Origin of the sequence: Streptomyces sp. ActVer (assembly GCF_027270795.1) — a bacterium.
Lineage (GTDB): Bacteria > Actinomycetota > Actinomycetes > Streptomycetales > Streptomycetaceae > Streptomyces > Streptomyces umbrinus_A.
Genome location: NZ_JAPWHT010000072.1, coordinates 1 through 16,952 on the forward strand (window position 1 = coordinate 1; position 16,952 = coordinate 16,952).

General features: G+C 70.7%; 17 protein-coding genes. 8 read left to right on the plus strand and 9 right to left on the minus strand.

The features are described 5' to 3' along the window. Positions 1–120: 120 nt before the first annotated feature. Positions 121–2,415, minus strand: coding sequence for a transglycosylase domain-containing protein (locus O3Q52_RS14655; protein ID WP_269649221.1), 2,295 nt, complete (start codon positions 2,413–2,415; stop codon positions 121–123). A 408-nt stretch (positions 2,416–2,823) separates the two neighbouring features. On the opposite strand from O3Q52_RS14655, the gene wblA reads away from it, so the two are divergent. After that, complete coding sequence (gene wblA / locus O3Q52_RS14660) at positions 2,824–3,162, plus strand: transcriptional regulator WblA (protein ID WP_055515737.1); 339 nt, start codon at positions 2,824–2,826, stop codon at positions 3,160–3,162. Between the two features lie 131 nt (positions 3,163–3,293). On the opposite strand, the gene O3Q52_RS14665 is transcribed toward wblA, so the two are convergent. Next, the gene (locus O3Q52_RS14665) at positions 3,294–4,772 is read right to left on the minus strand and encodes an ArsA family ATPase (protein ID WP_269649222.1); all 1,479 of its coding nucleotides are present in this window, start codon (positions 4,770–4,772) and stop codon (positions 3,294–3,296) included. Then, positions 4,769–5,746 carry an ArsA-related P-loop ATPase gene (locus O3Q52_RS14670; RefSeq protein ID WP_269649223.1) on the minus strand — a complete coding sequence of 326 codons (978 nt, stop codon included), beginning with the start codon at positions 5,744–5,746 and terminating at the stop codon, positions 4,769–4,771. Before O3Q52_RS14670 ends, O3Q52_RS14665 begins: the two co-directional genes overlap by 4 nt. A gap of 130 nt (positions 5,747–5,876) precedes the next feature. On the opposite strand from O3Q52_RS14670, the gene O3Q52_RS14675 reads away from it, so the two are divergent. The 4 genes from O3Q52_RS14675 to O3Q52_RS14690 all read left to right on the plus strand — a co-directional run bounded on the left by O3Q52_RS14675 (position 5,877) and on the right by O3Q52_RS14690 (position 8,392). Then, a complete protein-coding gene (locus tag O3Q52_RS14675; protein ID WP_107099910.1) occupies positions 5,877–6,038 on the plus strand; it encodes a DUF4177 domain-containing protein in 162 nt (53 codons plus the stop codon). Further along, complete coding sequence (locus O3Q52_RS14680) at positions 6,035–6,502, plus strand: RidA family protein (protein WP_143640281.1); 468 nt, start codon at positions 6,035–6,037, stop codon at positions 6,500–6,502. The genes O3Q52_RS14675 and O3Q52_RS14680 overlap by 4 nt, the downstream gene beginning before the upstream one ends. 184 nt (positions 6,503–6,686) lie before the next feature. Beyond that, positions 6,687–7,556: an NUDIX hydrolase gene (locus tag O3Q52_RS14685; protein ID WP_269649225.1), complete on the plus strand. Its 870-nt coding sequence runs from the start codon at positions 6,687–6,689 to the stop codon at positions 7,554–7,556. Beyond that, complete coding sequence (locus O3Q52_RS14690; protein WP_055612644.1) at positions 7,553–8,392, plus strand: MBL fold metallo-hydrolase; 840 nt, start codon at positions 7,553–7,555, stop codon at positions 8,390–8,392. The genes O3Q52_RS14685 and O3Q52_RS14690 overlap by 4 nt, the downstream gene beginning before the upstream one ends. A gap of 47 nt (positions 8,393–8,439) precedes the next feature. Here O3Q52_RS14690 and O3Q52_RS14695 read toward each other — a convergent pair whose 3' ends face one another. From O3Q52_RS14695 to O3Q52_RS14705, 3 genes are all read right to left on the minus strand, one after another. Further along, positions 8,440–9,246 (minus strand): nucleotidyltransferase domain-containing protein, encoded by an 807-nt coding sequence (locus O3Q52_RS14695; RefSeq protein ID WP_269649226.1) that lies wholly within the window; start codon positions 9,244–9,246, stop codon positions 8,440–8,442. 36 nt (positions 9,247–9,282) lie between these two features. Next, complete coding sequence (locus tag O3Q52_RS14700) at positions 9,283–10,359, minus strand: PQQ-binding-like beta-propeller repeat protein (RefSeq protein WP_269649227.1); 1,077 nt, start codon at positions 10,357–10,359, stop codon at positions 9,283–9,285. 104 nt (positions 10,360–10,463) lie between these two features. Next, positions 10,464–11,138 carry a Crp/Fnr family transcriptional regulator gene (locus O3Q52_RS14705; RefSeq protein WP_016642758.1) on the minus strand — a complete coding sequence of 225 codons (675 nt, stop codon included), beginning with the start codon at positions 11,136–11,138 and terminating at the stop codon, positions 10,464–10,466. A 580-nt stretch (positions 11,139–11,718) separates the two neighbouring features. Between O3Q52_RS14705 and nth the strand changes: the two genes are divergently transcribed. The 3 genes from nth to O3Q52_RS14720 all read left to right on the plus strand — a co-directional run bounded on the left by nth (position 11,719) and on the right by O3Q52_RS14720 (position 15,006). Next, entirely contained in the window at positions 11,719–12,930 is a 1,212-nt protein-coding gene (gene nth / locus O3Q52_RS14710; protein WP_269649242.1) for an endonuclease III, read from the plus strand. Between the two features lie 52 nt (positions 12,931–12,982). Then, positions 12,983–13,687: a CoA pyrophosphatase gene (locus O3Q52_RS14715; RefSeq protein ID WP_269649229.1), complete on the plus strand. Its 705-nt coding sequence runs from the start codon at positions 12,983–12,985 to the stop codon at positions 13,685–13,687. Between the two features lie 119 nt (positions 13,688–13,806). Next, positions 13,807–15,006 carry a MarP family serine protease gene (locus O3Q52_RS14720; protein ID WP_269649230.1) on the plus strand — a complete coding sequence of 400 codons (1,200 nt, stop codon included), beginning with the start codon at positions 13,807–13,809 and terminating at the stop codon, positions 15,004–15,006. Positions 15,007–15,079: 73 nt separating this feature from the next. On the opposite strand, the gene O3Q52_RS14725 is transcribed toward O3Q52_RS14720, so the two are convergent. From O3Q52_RS14725 to O3Q52_RS14735, 3 genes are all read right to left on the minus strand, one after another. Next, complete coding sequence (locus tag O3Q52_RS14725) at positions 15,080–15,259, minus strand: hypothetical protein (protein ID WP_079053496.1); 180 nt, start codon at positions 15,257–15,259, stop codon at positions 15,080–15,082. Between the two features lie 165 nt (positions 15,260–15,424). Beyond that, positions 15,425–16,375 carry an alpha/beta fold hydrolase gene (locus tag O3Q52_RS14730; protein ID WP_269649231.1) on the minus strand — a complete coding sequence of 317 codons (951 nt, stop codon included), beginning with the start codon at positions 16,373–16,375 and terminating at the stop codon, positions 15,425–15,427. Then, positions 16,372–16,860 (minus strand): phage holin family protein, encoded by a 489-nt coding sequence (locus tag O3Q52_RS14735; protein ID WP_269649232.1) that lies wholly within the window; start codon positions 16,858–16,860, stop codon positions 16,372–16,374. The genes O3Q52_RS14730 and O3Q52_RS14735 overlap by 4 nt, the downstream gene beginning before the upstream one ends. Positions 16,861–16,952: the final 92 nt, after the last annotated feature.

A 16,952-nucleotide genomic window follows, 5' to 3' on the forward strand; every position in this document is an offset into this window, starting at 1 on the left:
CCGGTCCGCCGGTACGCCGGTACGCCGATGGGGGGCGCCCCTTGTCACAAGGGGCGCCCCCCATCGGCGTACAACTACTGACTACGGACTACGGAACCCCGGGCCCACCGAACCCCGGGCCTACGGGAAGTTCCCGCCGTTCCCGTTCCCGCCGCCGTTGTCGTTCCCGTTGATCGTCCACTCCTCGGGGATCGAGATGGTCGGATTGGGGAACTGCGGGTTGCCGTTGCCGCCGTTGCCGCCGTTGTTGCCGTCACCGTTCCCGCCTCCGTTCCCGCCGTTGTCCCCGTTGTTGCCGTCCTCGTCACCGTTGTCGTCCTCGTCGCCGCGGCCGTCGTCCTTGCCGGTGTCGCCGCGCGGGATGTTGACGAGGTTGAACTGGGGCGCTTCCTTGCCCTCAAGGGCGCCGGCCATCATGTCGCGCCAGATCGGTCCGGGGACCCTGCCACCGAAGACCTTCTCGTACGGGACACCGCCGATGGTGATGTTGGTCATCTTCCGCTTGTGGGCCGGGTCGCCGACCCAGACCGCGCCGGCCATGTTCGGCGTGTAGCCCACGAACCAGGCCGCGTAGCGCTCGTCCGTCGTGCCGGTCTTGCCCGCGCTGGCCCGGCTGTCGAGGCCCGCCTCCGAACCCGTACCGTCCTCGACCACGCCCTTGAGGAGCGTGTTGATCGTGTCGGCGGTGTTCTCGGACATCGCGCGTGAGCACGTCGACTTCGGCACCGGCAGGGACTTCTTCTGGCCACCGACGGTCTGGCGGATCGACTCGATGGCGATCGGCGAGCAGTACGTGCCCCGCGCGGCGAAGGTCGCGTACGCGCTCGCCATCGTCAGCGGGGACATCTCCTGCGTGCCCAGGGCGATCGACGGGGCCTGGTTCAGCTTCTTGCCGTCGGCGCGCTCGACGCCCATCTTGCCCGCCATGTCGGTCACCGGGCAGATGCCGATGTCGCTGATCAGCTGGATGTAGTACGTGTTGACCGACTTCGCGGTCGCGTCCTGCATGTCGTACGGGCCGACCTCGGTCTCGTTCTCGTTCTCGACCGGGACGCCCTTCTCGTTCCAGCTCTTGCCGTCACAGGCCGAGACCGGGCTCGGGTAGTCCATCTTGTACGGCGACGAGTACACCTGGTTCGCCGGCTTGCCGCCCTCGATGGCGGCCGCGGCCACGATCGGCTTGAACGTCGAACCGGGCTGGTAGCCCGCGCCGCCGCCCATGTTGCTGTCCACGGACAGGTTCATCTGCGTCTCGTTCTTGCCGAAGCCGTACGGACGCGACTGGCCCATCGCGAGGATCTTGCCGGTGCCGGGCTCGACGATGGTGGTGGCGGTCGCCACGTCGTCGCTCTTGTAGACGTGTTTCTTGATCGAGGCCTGCGCCGACTCCTGCGACTGCGGGTCGAGCGTCGTCCTGATCGTCAGGCCGCCCTGGTTCCAGATCTTGGCCCGGGCCTTCTGGGTCTTGCCGAAGACCGGGTCGTTCAGGAACACCTCGCGGACGTAGTCACAGAAGAAGCCGGCGCCCTTGACCGCCGTGATGCAGCCGTTCTTGGGCTTGCTGATCTTCAGACCGAGCGGCTTCTTCCTGGCCTTGTCGGCCTCCGCCCGGGAGATGTCTCCGACGTCGGCCATCCGCTGCAGCACGGTGTTGCGCCGCTTCGTGGCCTCCTCCTCGTCGTTGACCGGGTCGTACCGGCTCGGCGACTGGACGATGCCGGCGAGCAGCGCGGCCTCCTCCACCTTCAGGTCCTTGGCGGACTTGGAGAAGTAGCGCTGGGCCGCGGCCTCGACGCCGTACGCCTGCTGGCCGAAGAACGTGATGTTCAGGTAGTTCTCGAGGATCTTCTTCTTGCCGAGCTCCTCCTCGACCTGGATCGCGAACTTCAGCTCGCGGACCTTCCGGCCGAGGGTCTGCTGGGTGGCCTGGGCGACCAGCGTCGCGTCGTCGCCGGCCTCCTCCACGAAGACGTTCTTCACGTACTGCTGCGTGAGCGTGGAGGCGCCCTGGGAGACGCCGCCGCTCTGCGCGTTCTTGTTGAGGGCGCGCAGGACGCCCTTGAGGTCGACCGCGCCGTGCTCGTAGAACCGCGAGTCCTCGATCGCGACGATCGCCTTCTGCATGTACGGCGAGATGCTCTTGAGGTCGACCACCGTGCGGTCACGTGAGTAGACCGTGGCGATCTGGCCGCCCTTGCTGTCCAGGATCGTGGTGCGCTGGCTCAGCGGAGGCCGCTTCAGGTTGGTCGGGATCTCGTCGAACCCCTCGACCGAACCCTTGGCCGCGAGACCGAGCGCGCCGAACGCCGGCACGGCGATTCCGGCCATGACGGCTCCCGCGAGCACACTGACACCGAGGAACTTGGCGGCCTGCTGCGTTGGCGACAGACCTCCGCCCGAGCGCTTGTTTGGCATGAGGGCAGCCTACGTTCTCATTCGCCGGACACACGTACAGGCCTTGGCCTAAGCTGCTCTCAACTGTCACAGCAGTAGGGCTACGTATCAATACGTCCGGCGACCCCGAATCGTTTCGGTCGGCACTCGACTTTTTTGTTGAGCACGTGCCCGAATCCACCTTGTGTGTCAGTTGGTGTCCGATGTGACGCAACTCAACTGCCCCGGTTTGCCGGGAAGGTCACGTATGTCGCCGGGTCACTCCGTTGGGTGATCTGTCGCGTACCCATAGTCCATTCGGGCCATTCAAGATTGGGCCCGAAGGGGCTGGTTGACTGTGCCCACCTTCCGTAACGTCCTCAACTGGCGGCGGTGAATATGCCGCTGCCGCCGTGGGGGAGCCTCGATTCGGGAGAGGACGGCGCCGGTATGGGCTGGGTAACCGACTGGAGTGCGCAGGCGGCCTGCCGCACTACCGATCCGGATGAACTGTTCGTTCAAGGAGCAGCGCAGAACAGGGCCAAGGCGGTGTGCACCGGATGTCCGGTGCGCACGGAGTGCCTGGCCGACGCGCTGGACAACCGCGTCGAGTTCGGCGTGTGGGGAGGAATGACGGAGCGGGAGCGCCGCGCACTGCTGCGCAGGCGGCCCACCGTCACCTCTTGGCGCAGGCTGCTCGAAACCGCGCGTACCGAGTACGAGCGAGGGGCGGGCATTCTGCCTCTCGACGAGGAAGAGGTGTACGAGAACTACGCGGCGGTGGGCTGACCGCCTCTCCGCACGCAACCGGGGTCCCATCGGCCCCGTATGCGTCAGGGGGTCACGTGACGTACACGCGACCCCGCACGGCGTCGTATACGGCGTCCGCACGCAACCGGGGCCACTGTGGCCCCGAGAGGCTACGCAGCTCCGGCCGGCGAGGTACCGGCCGCGAGCCGCTCCCCGATGTTCCGCAGCCCTGCGAGGTCGTGCACATCGCCGGGCAGCGCGGCCACTTCGGCCACCGCCACTTCGGGGTGGCGTGCGGCGAAGCGGTCGCGTGTGCGCTGCTCGCGGTGGAGCAGCTGCATGCGCTCGGCGTGCAGCCTCAACAGGCCTGCCGTGAGTTGTTCGACGGTGCGGTCGTCCGTGGGGTCGTCCGTCCCGGCTCCTTCGGCGGTGGTCCGGTCCGCGGCGGGGGAGCCTGCGTCGGGCGCGGGAGCCTCGGGAACGGTGGTCTGGGTAGCGGGTGATTCTGAACTGCCGTACGTGTCGGGAGAGTTACGAAGTCCAGCTTTCCCGCCCGACTGATCCACAATGCGGGCCTCGTCAAGATTTTCCGCGGCGGCCGGATCGGCACCGGGTTCGGCCGGACCGGCCGCGGGGTGTTCGACCGGACCGGCGGCGAGGTCGAGGGTCTCCGCGGCGGCCAGCGCCCGCTCCGCCGACAGCTGGGCCGCGCCACTGCCGTGGACGCGGTTCAGCACGAGCCCCGCGAGCGGCATGTCCTCGGCGGCCAGCCGCTCCACGAAGTACGCCGCCTCGCGCAACGCGTCCCGCTCCGGGGCCGCGACGACCAGGAACGCCGTCCCGGGCGCCTGGAGCAGCTTGTACGTGGCGTCCGCGCGGGTGCGGAAACCGCCGAAGGTGGTGTCCATGGCGGCCACGAACGTCTGGACGTCCTTGAGGAGCTGGCCGCCCAGCAGCTTGCCGAGGGTGCCGGTCATCATCGACATCCCGACGTTCAGGAACTTCATCCCGGCGCGGCCGCCCAGCTTGGCCGGAGCCGTCAGCAGCCGGATCAACTTGCCGTCCAGGAACGACCCGAGCCGCTTCGGGGCGTCCAGGAAGTCGAGCGCCGAGCGCGAGGGCGGGGTGTCGACGACGATGAGGTCCCACTCCTCGCGGGCCCGCAACTGGCCCAGTTTCTCCATCGCCATGTACTCCTGCGTGCCCGCGAAGCCCGCCGAAAGCGACTGGTAGAAGGGGTTGTTGAGGATCGCGGTCGCCCGCTCGGGGTCCGCGTGCGCCTCGACGATCTCGTCGAAGGTGCGCTTCATGTCGAGCATCATCGCGTGCAGTTCGCCGTCCGCGGAGTCGTCGACGCCCTTCACCCGGCGAGGGGTGTTGTCCAGCGCGTCGATGCCCATGGACTGGGCGAGCCTGCGCGCCGGGTCGATGGTGAGGACGACGACCTTGCGTCCGCGCTCGGCGGCGCGCAGCCCGAGGGCCGCCGCCGTGGTGGTCTTGCCGACGCCGCCCGAGCCGCAGCAGACCACGATGCGGGTCTTCGGGTCGTCGATCAGCGGGTCGACGTCCAGGACGGGGGCGGCGTCTATGCCGCGGGCGGGCTCGTGCGAGTGGGTCGTGTCGTGTGCGCGGGCCGGGTCCTGGCTCATGAGATCCCTTGCTGACGCAGTTCCTTGGCGAGTTCGTACAGGCCCCCGAGGTCCATTCCCTCGGCGAGCAGCGGGAGTTCGTGCAGGGGGAGGTCCAGGCCCTGGAGCACGGCCCGCTGGTCGCGCTCCAGCGCGTGCCGCTCGGCGTACTCGTCGGCCTGGGTCAGCAGCGGCTCGACCAGCCGCTCGGCGACCCCTCCGCGGCGCGCGCCGCCGAGTCCGGCGGCGGACAGCGACTTGGCGATGGCCGTGCGCGGTGCCTCGCGGGTGAGCGCCAGATCGGTCTCGTCGAGGATCGCGGGCCGCACCATGTTCACGATGATCCGTCCCACCGGCAGCCGCGCGGCGCGCAGCTCGGCGATGCCGTCCGCGGTCTCCTGGACGGGCATCTCCTCCAGCAGCGTCACCATGTGCACGGCGGTCTCGGGCGACTTGAGCACCCGCATGACGGCCTGCGCCTGATTGTGTATCGGGCCGATCTTGGCGAGCCCCGCCACCTCGTCGTTCACGTTCAGGAAGCGGGTGATCCGGCCGGTCGGCGGCGCGTCCATCACCACGTAGTCGTACGCGAAGCGGCCGCGCTTGTCCTTGCGGCGCACGGCCTCGCAGGCCTTGCCCGTCAGGAGGACGTCCCTGAGGCCCGGCGCGACGGTGGTCGCGAAGTCGATGGCGCCGAGTTTCTTCAGCGCACGTCCGGCGCTGCCGAGTTTGTAGAACATCTGGAGGTAGTCCAGAAGGGCCAGTTCGGGGTCTATGGCGAGGGCGAACACCTCCCCGCCCCCTGGAGCGACGGCGATCTTCCGCTCCTCGTAGGGCAGTGCCTGCGCTTCGAATAGCTGCGCGATGCCCTGCCTGCCCTCGACCTCGACCAGAAGGGCACGCTTGCCCTCGGTCGCTAGGGCGAGCGCGAGTGCTGCGGCGACCGTGGTCTTGCCGGTACCGCCCTTGCCGCTGACGACCTGGAGCCTGCTCACGTCTTCGAGCCTAACCAGTCGGCCGCGGAAGTACGCAGGAGGCTGTGGACAAGCTGTGCGCGAGGTCCCGGGCGAGGCCCCCGACGAGGTCCGCGGAAGGGCGTGCGCGGCAGCGGATACAGTCGCCCTCATGACCAAGTGGGAATACTCAACCGTGCCGCTGCTCGTCCACGCCACGAAGCAGATTCTGGACACCTGGGGCGAGGACGGCTGGGAGCTCGTCCAGGTCGTGCCCGGGCCGAACAACCCCGAGCAGCTCGTCGCCTATCTGAAGCGCGAGAAGGCCGCATGAGCGCCGTCGAGGCGAAGCTGGCCGAGCTCGGACTGACACTGCCGGACGTCGTACCGCCGCTGGCCGCGTACCAGCCCGCGGTGCAGTCGGGTGTGTACGTGTACACGGCCGGCCAGCTCCCGATGGTGGACGGCAAGCTTCCGGTCACCGGCAAGGTGGGCGCGGAGGTCACTCCGGAAGAGGCCAAGGAGCTGGCCCGCACCTGTGCGCTGAACGCCCTCGCGGCGGTCAAGTCGGTCGTGGGCGACCTCGACCGCATCGCGCGCGTGGTGAAGGTCGTCGGCTTCGTCGCCTCGGCCTCCGACTTCACGGGCCAGCCCGCCGTGCTGAACGGCGCGAGCGAGCTGCTCGGCGAGGTCCTCGGCGAGAAGGGCGTGCACGCGCGCAGCGCGGTCGGCGTGGCGGTGCTGCCGCTGGACGCGCCCGTCGAGGTCGAGGTCCTGGTGGAGCTGACGCACGCGTGAGCCGGTCCGCCCTGGTGTGAGCCGGTCTCCGTCGTGGTGGGAGCCGGTCCGCCGTGGCGTGGGCATGGCTCGGTGGCGTGAGCGGATTCCGGGGCGCGGGCCTGCTCCTACGGCGTAGGTGTGCCCCCCAGGGAGGCGATCGTTGCCTCTCGAACATCAGCTCACTCCGGGATAGCCTCCGCCCATGGCGAATGGGCAGTGGTATCCCCCCGAGTGGCCCGAGAGAATCCGCGCGCTCGCGGAGGGCACGCTCACACCGGTCGCCCCCAGGCGGGCGGCCACCGTCATGCTGCTCAAGGACACCGACTCCACCCCCGTCGTACACATGCTGCGCAGACGCGCCTCCATGGCCTTCGCCGGAGGCGCGTACGCGTATCCGGGCGGCGGGGTGGACCCCCGGGACGACGACCGGCAGATCCGCTGGGCGGGCCCCACGCGCGCGTGGTGGGCGTCCCGGCTCGGCGTCGACGAGACCACCGCCCAGGCGATCGTCTGCGCGGCGGTGCGCGAGACGTACGAGGAGGCGGGCGTCCTGCTCGCCGGGCCCACCGAGGACACCGTGGTCGGCGACACCACGGGCGAGGAGTGGGAGGCGGACCGTGCGGCCCTGGTCGCCCGTGACCTCTCCTTCGCCGAGTTCCTGGAGCGCCGGGGGCTCGTCCTGCGCTCCGACCTCCTCGGCGCCTGGACCCGCTGGATCACCCCGGAGTTCGAGCCCCGTCGCTACGACACCTGGTTCTTCGTGGCCGCGCTCCCGGAGGGCCAGCGCACCCGCAACGCCTCCACGGAGGCCGACCGCACCGTCTGGATCCGCCCCGCGGACGCGAGGGACGGCTACGACAAGGGCGACCTCCTGATGATGCCGCCCACCATCGCGACCCTGCGTCAGCTCGGCGCGTACGCCACCGCCGCCGAGGCCCTCGCCGCGGCACCGGGGCGCGACATGACGCCCGTCCTGGCCCAGGCCCGTCTGGAAGGCGGCGAGCTGGTCCTCAGCTGGCCCGGCCACGACGAGTTCACCAAGCACATCCCGACCGGTGGAGCCCCCGCATGACCGACGCCGCCGCCCTTCCCGGCCAGCCACGGGGCGGGGTGCTCTCGGGCCCCGCCACCGCGCGTGCCGTCAACGTCCTCGCGCCCAACGCCTCCGCGATGACCCTGGACGGCACGAACACCTGGATCGTGGCCGAGCCGGACTCCGAGCTGGCGGTGGTGATCGACCCGGGGCCCCTGGACGACGTACACCTTCGGAACGTCGTCGACATCGCCGAGAAGGCCGGCAAGCGCGTCGCGCTGACCCTGCTGACGCACGGGCACCCGGACCACGCGGAGGGCGCCGGACGGTTCGCGGAACTGACCGGGACGAAGGTGCGGGCGCTCGACCCGGCGCTGCGCCTCGGTGACGAGGGCCTGGCGGCCGGGAACGTCGTCACCACAGGTGGCCTGGAGCTGCGCGTCGTGTCCACCCCCGGCCACACCGCCGACTCGCTCTGCTTCCATCTGCCCGCCGACCGGGCCGTCCTGACCGGCGACACGATCCTGGGCCGGGGCACCACGGTCGTCGCGCACCCCGACGGGCGCCTGGGCGACTACCTGGACTCCCTGCGGCGCCTCAGGTCCCTGACGGTCGACGACGGCGTGCACATGGTCCTGCCGGGCCACGGGCCCGTCCTGGAGGACGCCCAGGGCGCCGTCGAGTTCTACCTCGCCCACCGGGCCCACCGCCTCGCCCAGGTCGAGACGGCGGTCGAGGACGGCTACACGACCTCGTCCCAGGTCGTCGCCCACGTGTACGCCGACGTCGACCGCTCCCTGTGGCCGGCGGCGGAGCTGTCGGTGCTGGCGCAGCTGGACTATCTCCGGGAGCACGGACTCATCGGCGAGGCCTGAGAAGCCGGAAACGGCCCTCCTGGGGGCACGGTTCGAAAACGCCCTCCCTAGGGGCGCGGTTTCTTGATGCCGTGCACGCGCGTGTACTCCTCGGCGAGCCACGGCCCGAGATCGTCGACGTACGACCGCAAGGCGGCGGCATCGCCCCTCGGCTCGTACCCGAGGACGGCCGCCTCCCGCAGTTGCGCGGCCCGCTCCGGGTAGTACGTGCCGAACACCTCGGCCATCTCCGTCAGATCGCTCGTCCAGCCCTTCCAGCGGGGCATGACGAGGGTGAAGCCGGTGCGGACAAGATGACGTGACATGAAGCGCACGAGGGGCCTCAGGGCCTCCTCCGAGTCGTCCGCCTCGGTGATCCGCTCACGCCACCGCGGGAGGAACAGCGCGAGGTCGCCGTTCGTCTCGCGGGCGAGGAGCGCGTCGGGCCGGTAGCGCGGCAGGTACTCGGCGAGGTCCTCGCCCAGCAGCGGCGTACAGAGGCAGGCCACGAACCAGCCGAGATCGTGCCTCTCCAGGTCGCTCAGCACCTGCTCCCGGCCGACCAGCAGCGTCCCCGCCCCGTCGATCTGCGGGAACTCCTTGTCGAGTGCCTCGTCGAGCGAGCGGGCGTCCGTACGGTCCGCGTCCGTGGGCTCCTCGCGCAGGGCGAGCAGCAGGTCGAGGTCGGAGCGGCCCACGCGCGCGGTGCCGCGCGGGATCGACCCGTACAGGTACGCGCTGTGCAGCCGCGCCCCGAAGACGTCCAGCACCCGGTCGCGGGCCGTGGCCACGACGGGCCGGAACGCACGCGGGATCAGGCCCAGAGATCCCTCGCGTTCGATGTGTCCCCCGGCGTCGAGCCCCTTGTTCGGCATGGGAACACTCTGCACGGGCCGGGCCGTGGGTTCATGTCATTTCCAGCGGAACACGCGCAGCCGGTGGACGGGGCGCTCCGCCGTACAGACCACGGCGAGGCAGCCCCCGACCGCGGCGAGGCGGGCCCGGTAGCTGTGGCCGGGCAGGGCGCGCTCGGCCACGACCCGGCCGTCCGCGGGATCGAGCACGGTCGCACGGTCGCCGTAGCCGTTCAGGACCACGAGGTGACCCCGGTGGGCCAGCGGGGTCAGGGTGGCGCCGTACGTGCTGCGCCAGGTCCAGCGGAGGACTCCCGTGGTGACCGGGAACGCGCTGAGCGTGCTTCCGGTGTCCTCCTCGCCGTCGGGGGTCGGCGGGCCGACGCACTCGACGGCGAGCAGGTCGCCGACCACGGCCACGTCACCTCCGAACTCGTTGGCCCGGCCTGGCAGTTCGATCTCCTGCTCCGCTTCCTCGCCCACCACGACGAGCCGCCGGGGAGCGCCCTCGCCGGGTCCCACGGTGGCCACGACGACAGGGCGGGCCCGCACGACGGAGACGTCACCCCACCGCTCGGGGACCGGTCGCTCCCACAGGAGGGCGCCGGTGCGCGCGTCGAACGTCCGGAGCACGGCAGGCGCGTTCCCGTGACGGGCACGGGCGGTCGCGACGCGGCCGCCGCCGATTGCCACCCCGCGCGCGTGCCCGCCGACGGATCCGAGCGCGTCGGCACGCTGCTCGCGCGACCAGAGGACCCTGCCCGAGCCGACATCGAGCCCCGTGAGGCGGACGTGCTCCGCGCCGCCGTCCCCGTCGGCGTGATGCAGTACGACGCCCACGCCGTCCGGTGCGTCCGCGGAGGCGTGGGCCAGCACCTCGCCGTCGGGCGGCTGCCACGTCCACAGGGGGTCACCGGTCGTCAGGCCGTACGCCTCCACGCGGCCGGAGCGGGCCATGGCGAGGGTTCCGTCGACCGCCCAGGTGCTCAGCGGTGCGCCGGGGCTTCCCTTCTCCCGCGGGTACTTCCACAGCCTCGGCGCCGACGCGGGCCCCCGGCGCCACCAAGGGCCCTTCGTGCCGCCCCAGACCGACTCAGGTGCTCTGTCCTCGTACGTCCCCGTGTCCTCGTGCATCCCCACCCCTCGGGCCGGCGTCCGGCGACGACAGCAAGACACGACAACAAGAAGGGCCCCACCGTGCAGCAGGGCCCTTCTTTGAAGAAGACGTGACGTAACGGCTAGCGCGAGCGCTTCGCGAGGCGCTCCACGTCCAGCAGGATCACCGCGCGGGCCTCCAGGCGGAGCCAGCCGCGGCCCGCGAAGTCGGCGAGCGCCTTGTTGACCGTCTCTCGGGAGGCGCCGACGAGCTGGGCCAGCTCCTCCTGGGTCAGGTCGTGCACGACGTGGATGCCCTCCTCGGACTGCACGCCGAAGCGGCGCGAGAGGTCCAGGAGCGCGCGGGCCACCCGGCCCGGCACGTCGGAGAAGACCAGGTCGGACATCTGGTCGTTGGTCTTGCGCAGACGCCGGGCGACGGCGCGCAGCAGGGCGGCGGCCACCTCGGGCCGCGCGTTCAGCCAGGGCTGGAGGTCGCCGTGGCCGAGGCCGAGCAGCTTGACCTCGGTCAGCGCGCTGGCGGTCGCCGTGCGCGGGCCCGGGTCGAACAGCGACAGCTCACCGATGAGCTCGCCGGGGCCGAGGACCGCCAGCATGTTCTCGCGGCCGTCGGGGGATGTGCGGTGGAGCTTCACCTTGCCCTCGGTGACCACGTACAGGCGGTCTCCGGGGTCGCCCTCGTGAAAGAGCGCGTCTCCGCGCGCGAGGGTCACCTCACTCATGGAGGCGCGGAGCTCCGCGGCCTGCTCGTCATCGAGCGCCGCGAAGAGCGGGGCGCGCCGCAGAACGTCGTCCACGAGTTCTCTCCTTGTCGACCTGCTCAGGGGATCTTGCTCCCCCGTGTGCCGGGGACCGTGTTCCCCATCTTGCCGGACGGTCCAAACAGTGTGATCAGTCACAAGTCTGCCGTACAGGTGTGTCCCGCAGTGCGGCAGGGGGCCAATTGGGGGCCGATCTCCGAGGGCCGGGGCGGATGTCACTGGTGGGCTTTAGGCTGGCCGGGTGTCCAAATCGCCGGTGAGAGCACAGGCCAAGGGGGCTGGACGGGTGGTTGCACGTCGCGATTCCGCTGTGGGCGAACAGGACCCCGACGGAGCGAAGAAAACGACAAATGCGGCAGGGTCCGGGCGGGCCAGGAGGTCGGCCGGGGCCGCCGGGAAGGCCGCGGGGGCCGCCGCCTCGGAGATGGCCGCGACCGCGAAGAAGGCCGCCGCCGTCAAGAGAGCCGCGTCCGCCAAGAAGGCTGCCGCCCCGAGCAAGAAGGTGGCTGCCGCGAGCAGGAAGGCCGCTGCGGCGAGCAAGAAGGTGGCCGCTCCGAGTGGGAAGGCCGCCGCCATGAGCAAGAAGGTGGCCGCTCCGAGTGGGAAGGCCGCCGCCATGAGCAAGAAGGCTGCCGCCGCGGGCAAGAAGGTGGCCGCCGCGAAGGAGGCTGCCGCTCCGAAGAAGGCCGCCGCGAAGGAGGCTGCCGCCCCGAAGAAGGCCGCCAAGAAGAGCGCACCGGCGAAGGCCGTCGTCAGGAAGGCCTCGGCATCGAGCGCGGGGCCCGCGAAGGCGACCGCCAAGAAGACCTCGGCGTCGAGCGCGCCTGCGAAGGCGGCCGCCAGGAAGCCCACGCCCACGCCTGCCAAAAAGTCCGCATCCGCGAAGAAAGCCGTATCCGCCGCAGTGACCCCCGCCAAATCCACCCCCGCCAAAGTCACCCCGGCCAAGCCTCCCCGGAACGAGTCGCACACCGCACTCGTCCGACGGGCACGCCGAATCAACCGTGAGCTCGGCGAGGTGTACCCGTACGCCCACCCGGAGCTGGACTTCGAGAACCCCTTCCAACTGGTGGTCGCCACGGTCCTGTCGGCGCAGACGACCGACCTGAGGGTGAACCAGACGACGCCGGCCCTCTTCGGGAAGTACCCCACGCCCGAGGACCTGGCCGCGGCGAATCCGGAGGAGGTCGAGGAGATCCTCCGGCCGACCGGGTTCTTCCGGGCCAAGACCAAGTCGGTGATAGGGCTCTCCAAGGCTCTGCGGGACGACTTCGGGGGCGAGGTCCCCGGCCGCCTCGAAGACCTCGTCAAACTGCCCGGAGTGGGCCGCAAGACCGCCTTCGTCGTCCTCGGCAACGCCTTCGGCCGCCCCGGCATCACGGTGGACACCCATTTCCAGCGGCTCGTACGGCGCTGGCAGTGGACCGACCAGACGGAGCCCGACAAGATCGAGGCGGCCATCGGCGGGCTCTTCCCGAAGAGCGAGTGGACGATGCTCTCGCACCACGTGATCTTCCACGGCCGCCGTATCTGCCACGCCCGCAAGCCCGCCTGCGGTGCCTGCCCGATCGCCCCGCTCTGCCCGGCGTACGGAGAGGGCGAGACGGACCCGGAGAAGGCCCAGAAGCTCCTGAAGTACGAGAAGGGCGGCTTCCCGGGCCAGCGCCTCAACCCTCCGCAGTCCTACCTCGACGCGGGCGGCATCCCCGCACCCCCGCTGGGAGCGCCCGCCCCCGGCGCCCTCGTGCCCGGCGCATCCGCCCCCGGCGCACCCGCACCCTCCTCCGCCGGCCCCGCGCCCGGTTCACCCGCGCGGGACGCCGGATGACGGAACGATCTGTGGACCCGCGGGCGTTGAGAGCAGCAGAACGGGGGTGGCGATGACGCGCGCGAGTCGCACGCACGACATGCAGGACGGCGATCTGGCCCTGACCAAGGACGGCCTGCCGGGCTGGCTGGACCCGGTGGTGCATGCCGTGGAGACGGTGGAGCCGCTCCAGCTGAGCCGCTTTCTGCCGCCGGAGGACGGCGGCGGGCGCCAGTCGGCCGTACTGATCCTGTTCGGCGAGGGGGAGCTGGGCCCCGAGCTGCTGCTCATGGAGCGGGCCAGTTCGCTCAGGTCGCATGCCGGGCAGCCGTCGTTCCCCGGTGGCGCCCTCGACCCCGAGGACGGCGACCCGAAGGGTGACGGGCCGTTGCGGGCCGCCCTCCGCGAGGCCGAGGAGGAGACCGGGCTCGACCCCCGCGGCGTCCAGCTCTTCGGCGTGCTCCCCAAGCTCTACATCCCGGTGAGCGGCTTCGTGGTCACCCCGGTGCTGGGCTGGTGGCGCGAGCCGACACCGGTCGGCGTCGTCGATCCGGCCGAGACGGCCCGTGTCTTCACGGTCCCCGTGGCGGATCTCACGGACCCCGGCAACCGCGCGACCGCCGTGCACCCGCGCGGCCACGCAGGTCCGGCATTCCTGGTCGAATCCGCCCTGGTCTGGGGCTTCACAGCCGGAATCATCGACCGCCTCCTGCACTACGCGGGCTGGGAACGACCTTGGGACCGCGACAAGCAGGTCCCGCTCGACTGGCGCGCATGACAGGGTGGCACCCGTGCTGTGTCTCTCCGGGGGCCGCGACATGAGCGGCTGCGCCGGGTGTCCCCGGACCCCCGGCCGAGGCACGGCCACCGCAAAGTGATGAGGCGAGGCTTGAAGCAGTGAACGTGCTGGACATCCTGTTGCTGGTCGCCGCTGTGTGGTTCGCGATCGTGGGCTATCGCCAGGGGTTCGTCGTAGGCATCCTGTCGGTGATCGGATTCCTGGGCGGCGGTCTCGTCGCGGTCTACCTCCTGCCGGTCATCTGGGGCGCGGTGACGGACGACGCGGAGGTCGGCACGACCGCAGCCGTCGTCGCCGTGGTCGTCGTGATCGTCTGCGCCTCGGTCGGCCAGGCCCTCACCACCCATCTCGGCAACAAACTGCGCCGGTACATCACCTGGTCCCCGGCCCGCGCCCTGGACGCCACGGGCGGTGCCCTCGTCAACGTCGTGGCGATGCTCCTCGTCGCCTGGCTGATCGGCTCGGCCCTGGCCGGCACGACACTGCCGACGCTCGGCAAGGAGGTCCGCAACTCCAAGGTGATGCTCGGCGTGGACCGGGCGCTGCCCAACCAGGCCGACACCTGGTTCGCCGACTTCTCCTCGGTCCTCGCGCAGAACGGCTTCCCGCAGGTCTTCAGCCCGTTCTCGAACGAGCCGATCAACGAGGTGGATCCGCCCGACCCGGCCCTCGCGAGCAGCCCGGTCGCCGCCCGCGCCCAGCGCTCCATCGTCAAGGTCACCGGCACCGCCCAGAGCTGCGGCAAGGTTCTCGAAGGCACCGGCTTCGTCTTCGGCCCGCGCCGCGTGATGACCAACGCCCATGTGGTGGGCGGCGTGAACGAGCCGTACGTCCAGATAGGCGGCGAGGGCAAGCGGTACGCCGCGAAGGTCGTGCTCTACGACTGGGAGCGCGACATCGCCGTACTCGACGTACCCGATCTGAACGCGCCCGCCCTGAAGTTCACCACCAAGGAAGCGACCAGGGGGGACGACGCGATCGTCGCGGGCTTCCCGGAGAACGGCTCGTACACGGTCAACCCGGCCCGCGTGCGCGGACCCATCACGGCCAACGGCCCGGACATCTACCGTCGCGGCACCGTGCAGCGGAAGGTCTACTCCGTGTTCGCGACCGTGCGCCAGGGCAACTCCGGCGGCCCGCTGCTCACCGCGAAGGGCGAGGTGTACGGCGTGGTGTTCGCGAAGTCCCTCGACGACGCCAACACGGGATACGCGCTGACCGTGGAAGAGGTCCAGGAGGACATCACCAAGGGTCGTACCGCCAACCAGCAGGTGGGCAGCGACAGCTGCGCGCTGTAGTCCGGGGGCGCGGAGGGGCTCGGCCGACGGGAGTCACACGGGCGAGGTCCGAGGCTTCCGGCCGCGCGGGTCCTCAGTCGCGAGGGTGACGCAGACGCGCCGAGACCCAGCGGGCACGGCGCTTCAGGATGTGCGGAATTCCCAGCCGAGGATCCGTGCCCTGCAGCTGCGGGGCTCCCCTCTGATGGGAGCTCAGGCCACTGGCCGAGCGGCGGTTTCGTGCTGCGTCACTGTAGTCGTGCGTCCAGCCCATACCCCGACGTCTGCCCCTGCCCCAAGGTCGATAACCGCCCCCACGCCCCCCAATCGGCCTATGCGTCGGGCAATTGGCCGTTCGTGGAACAGGCGTTCCCGAGACGTGTGGGGCGCGTGGTGCGACGGCTTCGTCGAACGGCCCCTGACCTGCGGCGCGATGCCCTCAGCGGTCCGGCTCGGGGTCCTTCAGCCAGTTCACCAATTCGGTCGAGAAAGCCACCGGGTCCTCCTCGTGGGGAAAGTGCCCGAGCCCGTCGAACAGGCGCCAGCGGTACGGCGCTTCGACGTACTCCCCGGACCCCGCGGCGCTCCGCGTGCGCATCACCGGATCGAGCGAGCCATGCAGATGCAGCGTCGGCACCCGCACCGGTCGCTTCATGCGGCGGTTGAACTGAATACCGTCCGGACGGGCCATCGAGCGGACCATCCACCGGTACGGCTCCAGCGAGCAGTGCGCCGTCGACGGGATGAGCATCGCCCGCCGGTACGCCTCCACGGCCTCGTCGTCCGGCAGCCGCGGCCCGGACCAGTCCCGGATGAGCTCGCCGACCAGGGCCCCCTCGTCGGCGAGCAGTTGGCGTTCCGGGAGCCAGGGCCGCTGGAAGCCCCAGATGTACGAGCCGGCCGCGGTCTGCTTCATGTCGGAGAGCATCGCGGAGCGCCAGCGCCGGGGGTGCGGCATCGAGGAGACCACGAGCCGGCGGACCAGCTTGGGGCGCATCACGGCCGCGGTCCACGCCAGATAGCCGCCGAGGTCGTGGCCGACCAGCGCGGCGTCGGGCTCGCCGAGGGACCGTACGACGCCGGTGATGTCGAGGGCGAGGTTCGCGGGGTCGTAGCCGCGCGGGGTGCGGTCGCTGCCGCCGATGCCCCGCAGATCCATCGCGACCGCGCGGAAGCCCGCGTCGGAGAGCGCCACCAGCTGATGCCGCCAGGTCCACCAGAACTGCGGGAAGCCGTGCAGCAGCAGGACGAGCGGTCCGTCGCCCATCTCGGCGATGTGGAAGCGCGCGCCGTTGGCGGCGACGTCCCGGTGGGTCACCTGTTTTCCGCCGGGCACGTCGAGCCGTACGACCGAGGTGGGTTGTGCCGAGGATGAGGCGGGGTCCGTCATGAGGACGAGCGTGCCACAGCCTTGACGGTGTCACCGACCGGGTCGGCCGCGGTCACCTCACGGGGGTGCGGCTTCACGTTCTGCAGTACGGCCGCCGATTCCTTGACCGAGGCGGCCGTCTTCTGCGGGCCCTGGCCCTTCTTGGCCTTCTTCGCGAAGATCACGCCGATCAGCGCGAGGACGCCCGCGACCAGCACGTTCGCGGCGAACGACAGCAGGAAGCAGACGGCCAGGTTCCAGTCGCTCCAGGTGCGGATGCCGTACGCCAGGGCGAAGCTCAGCATGGGCAGGGAGAAGATCAGTACCGCACCGGCCGCCGCGAACGCGCCGCCACCGACCGCTCCGCGCTTGACGTCCCTCTTGAGCTGCGCCTTCGCCAGTGCGATCTCGTCGTGCACCAGCGCGGACATCTCGGTCGTCGCCGAGGCGAACAGCTGGCCGATGCTGCGTTCGGCGCCGACCGGGCTGCCGTCGGGTGCGCTCATCGCGTTCTCCCTGTTGTCTTGTCGCCGTTGTCTTGCGTCGTCTGTCGTCGTGGAGCTGTGAGCGTTTTGGGTACGTGTGGACCGTACGTGCC